At 61.7% G+C, this 3,283-nt stretch carries 4 protein-coding genes and 1 pseudogene; 4 read left to right on the top strand and 1 reads right to left on the bottom strand.

What is annotated here, in order from left to right; genetic code table 11:
- The 4 genes and pseudogenes from EOA32_RS35260 to EOA32_RS35250 all read left to right on the top strand — a co-directional run.
- Positions 1–491 (top strand): annotated as a pseudogene (locus EOA32_RS35260) (ABC transporter substrate-binding protein); the annotation flags it as partial.
- Positions 452–586, top strand: a complete 135-nt coding sequence (locus EOA32_RS40695; RefSeq protein ID WP_281015305.1) for a hypothetical protein — start codon at positions 452–454, stop codon at positions 584–586. The pseudogene EOA32_RS35260 and the gene EOA32_RS40695, both read left to right, overlap by 40 nt.
- Positions 587–615: 29 nt before the next feature.
- Complete coding sequence (locus EOA32_RS35255; RefSeq protein ID WP_128374147.1) at positions 616–1,386, top strand: ABC transporter ATP-binding protein; 771 nt, start codon at positions 616–618, stop codon at positions 1,384–1,386.
- Positions 1,387–1,434: 48 nt separating this feature from the next.
- Positions 1,435–2,664 (top strand): acyl-CoA dehydrogenase family protein, encoded by a 1,230-nt coding sequence (locus tag EOA32_RS35250; RefSeq protein ID WP_128374146.1) that lies wholly within the window; start codon positions 1,435–1,437, stop codon positions 2,662–2,664.
- 20 nt (positions 2,665–2,684) lie between these two features.
- On the opposite strand, the gene EOA32_RS35245 is transcribed toward EOA32_RS35250, so the two are convergent.
- The gene (locus EOA32_RS35245; protein ID WP_128374145.1) at positions 2,685–2,993 is read right to left on the bottom strand and encodes a hypothetical protein; all 309 of its coding nucleotides are present in this window, start codon (positions 2,991–2,993) and stop codon (positions 2,685–2,687) included.
- Between the last annotated feature and the right edge of the window lie 290 nt (positions 2,994–3,283).

Raw genomic sequence — 3,283 nt, 5'->3', positions numbered from 1 at the left:
CCCGCCGGGCGCGCGCCGGCTCCCCCGCCGATCGCATCATCGGCGATATCTGGAGCGGTTCGGAAGACGACGCTCGCCCGGCGGGTGCTGTCGCTAACGGCTACCTCGCCGTCTCCGTCTTCCCGCCGGGCACCGACTACGGCATCTTGAAGACGCTCAAGGCGGACATCCTCGACAAGGGCAAGTCCGACCTGAAGGACAATTCGAAGTTCGGCACGGTTTACTACAATTACGGCGTGATCGAAGCCATCACCTTCGTCGAGGCGCTGCGCACCGGGCATAAGAAGTTCGGCAACAGGCCATTGACCGCCGCCGAAGGCCAGTGGGCGCTCGAACATCTCGACATCGATCAGAAGCGGATCGCCGAGCTTGGCGCGGAAGGCCTCATCAGCCCGCTGAAAACCTCCATCGACAACCACAAAGGCGAAACCATCGCCGCCAAGATCATCCAGTGGACGGCCAGTCCTGGGACACAAGGACCGACTGGATAAAGGCCGACGCCTCGCTGTTTGCCGACGTCATCAAGGCAAAGGCAGCCGCCTACGCCAAGGAAAAGGGCATCGAGCCCCGCGTTGCAACGAACTGACATCAACCCGCGCAGACAGGGATCGACCCATGACCATTGCAGCAACAAGCTTCCTCGAGATCCAGAATATGGAAGCGCTCTACGGTCAGGCGATCCTTGCTGTGCGCGACGTGTCGCTCAAGGTCGAGCAAGGCAAGATCGTTGCCCTGCTCGGCGCCAATGGCGCAGGCAAGTCCACAACGTTGAAGGCGGTTTCCAATCTGCTTGGACCAGAGCGCGGCAAGGTCAGCCGCGGCAGCATCCTCTGGCAGGGCGAGCCGGTCAGCGGCCTCTCGGCGTCCCGGCTCGTCGCCAAAGGCGTCGTGCAGGTGCTGGAAAGTCGTCATTGCTTTGCGCAATTGACGGTCGAAGAAAATATCCTCTCCGGCGGCTTCCTGCGCAAGCCGGGCAGGGCAGACCTGCAGCGCGACGTCGAACGGATCTACACATGGTTTCCCCGCCTCAAGGAGAAGCGCAAGGTCAAGGCCGGCCTGACTTCCGGGGGCGAACAGCAGATGGTGGCCATCGGCCGTGCGTTGATGACCAAGCCTAGCCTTGTGTTGCTGGATGAGCCTTCAATGGGCCTCGCGCCGATCATCGTGCAGGAAATCTTCGAGATCATCCGCGTTCTGAACAGCGAGCAGGGCGTCAGTTTCCTGCTGGCCGAGCAGAACGCCAATCTGGCGCTTCGCTATGCCGATTACGGCTACATCCTCGAAAACGGCCGTGTTGTCCTGTCGGGAACGGCAGAGGAACTGCGAGCCCGTGAAGATGTCCAGGACTTTTACCTGGGCGGTGCCGACCTCGCCAAACCACACTGACCGCCTCGCCCGTGCCGGGTGGGACGGCCAACTTCAGGACAATGCAAAATGACACAGATCGACAGCGCCTGGGGCGCAGGCCCCAGCGCCCGCTATGAGACACTGGCCGAACGGTTCCGGCCGATCTTTGCACAGATCGCTGCCGGCGCGGTCGAGCGCGAGCTTGGCCGCGAACTGCCGGCAGAAGAGATTGCGAGGCTGAAGCAGGCGGGCCTCGGCGCGCTGCGCATACCCGAAGCCGAAGGTGGTCTTGGCGCGACGCTGCCCGAACTCGCCAATATTCTGATCGAACTGTCGGCGGCGGATTCCAACATCACCCAGGCGCTGCGCGGTCATTTTGGATTTGTCGAGGATGTCGTCAACAAGACCGCCGGCGAGAGCCGCAAGCGCTGGGCGGAGCGGATTGCCCGTGGCGAGATCGCTGGCAATGCCTGGACCGAGATCGGCGATGCCAAACAGGATGTCTTCTCGACTCGCATCTCGAACAAGGGTGACAGGCTGGTGCTCAACGGCACCAAATACTACACCACAGGCTCGCTGTTCGCCGACTGGATCGATGTCGGCGCGACGGGGCTCGACGGCAAAGGCATCGTGTTGCAGGTGCGCCGCGACGATCCGGGCGTCAATGTCATCGATGACTGGGACGGTTTTGGCCAGACGCTCACGGCCAGCGGCACCACGATCTTCACTGATGCCGCGGTCGATCCGGACGACGTCGTCGTCGACGATGACAAGTTCCGCTATGGCGCCGCCTTCTACCAGCTGGTGCATCTTGCCACCCTTGCCGGCATCGGCCGGGCGATCGCCAACGAGACCGCTGCCGCCGTCGCCGCCCCCAATCGCTCATACTCCAATGGCGCCGGCCCATGCTCGAGCCAGGATCCGCAGGTGCTTCAGGTCGTTGGCCGCATTCGCAGCAACGCCTATGCGGCCGGCGCCATTGTTTTGCAGGTCGCGCAAGCGATCGAACGCGCTTATCAGGCACACTTTGCCGGCGATGCCGATACCGAGGAGAAGGCCAACGCCATCGCCGAACTCGAGACATCGCAGGCGGTGACGGTCGTCACGGATCTGGTCCTTCAAGCGTCCACGATTATCTTCGATGCACTGGGCGCATCCTCGACCAGAAAGCCGATCGGCCTCGATCGCCATTGGCGCAATGCTCGTACCCTGTCTTCGCACAACCCACGTATCTACAAGGATCGCATCGTCGGCGACTACGCGGTCAATGGCACGCCACCACCCTATCAGTGGCGGATCGGGCGCAGCCCGTTGTAAGACCCATGCACATGACAGCTTCACGGGAGCGCCCGCACGACACTGGCCAAGTCTACTGGAGAAGAAGTTTTCTCTATCAATTCCATAAAGAAGATTGCGAGGCCGCCGATGACCGCCAGATACGCTTCAACGCCTTCGACATGAACTGCGTTGGTCATCAGTCGCCGGGGCCGTTTAAGCCTTGCGAACGTCGCCTGGAAGTTCCGCCAGGAATCGAGAAATCCGAAGACGATGGGCGGTCCTGACGACCCGACCTGGACATAGTGATGGCGCAGCCCACCCTTCAGACGGATCCCGAGATGAGCGGGAGCAGGGGACACGTTGGTCACTGGCACCTTCGTCGCTGGTTGGGCCTTGTCTCAGCGGACTGCCAAAGATGCGGCGGTCGAACAATGGCTGAGACTGCCAAACCGCCTAGCGTCCACACGTACGATTTGAGGCCGTGCCGGCAGCAAGCCAACATGCGCTTTGCGCGTTGTTGACGAAGCCGATGAAAGTCTTTTCCAGTTGCTGAGGAGAGGATCATTCTTCCGCTGCGCGTCGCTGCGCCCGGATCCAGTCATTGCAAAGTGACTCTGCGAGCCTTCAATACCAATCCCTGACCCGCATCAAGGCAAGG

It is taken from the genome of Mesorhizobium sp. M1A.F.Ca.ET.072.01.1.1, from assembly GCF_004023325.1.
GTDB lineage: Bacteria > Pseudomonadota > Alphaproteobacteria > Rhizobiales > Rhizobiaceae > Mesorhizobium.
This window is presented reverse-complemented; position numbering and strand designations above follow the sequence as displayed.

Coding starts and splice junctions, on each gene's coding strand:
- EOA32_RS35250 (WP_128374146.1), top strand. CDS start 1,435: ATGACACAGATCGACAGCGCCTGGGGCGCAGGCCCCAGCGCCCGCTAT.
- EOA32_RS35255 (WP_128374147.1), top strand. CDS start 616: ATGACCATTGCAGCAACAAGCTTCCTCGAGATCCAGAATATGGAAGCG.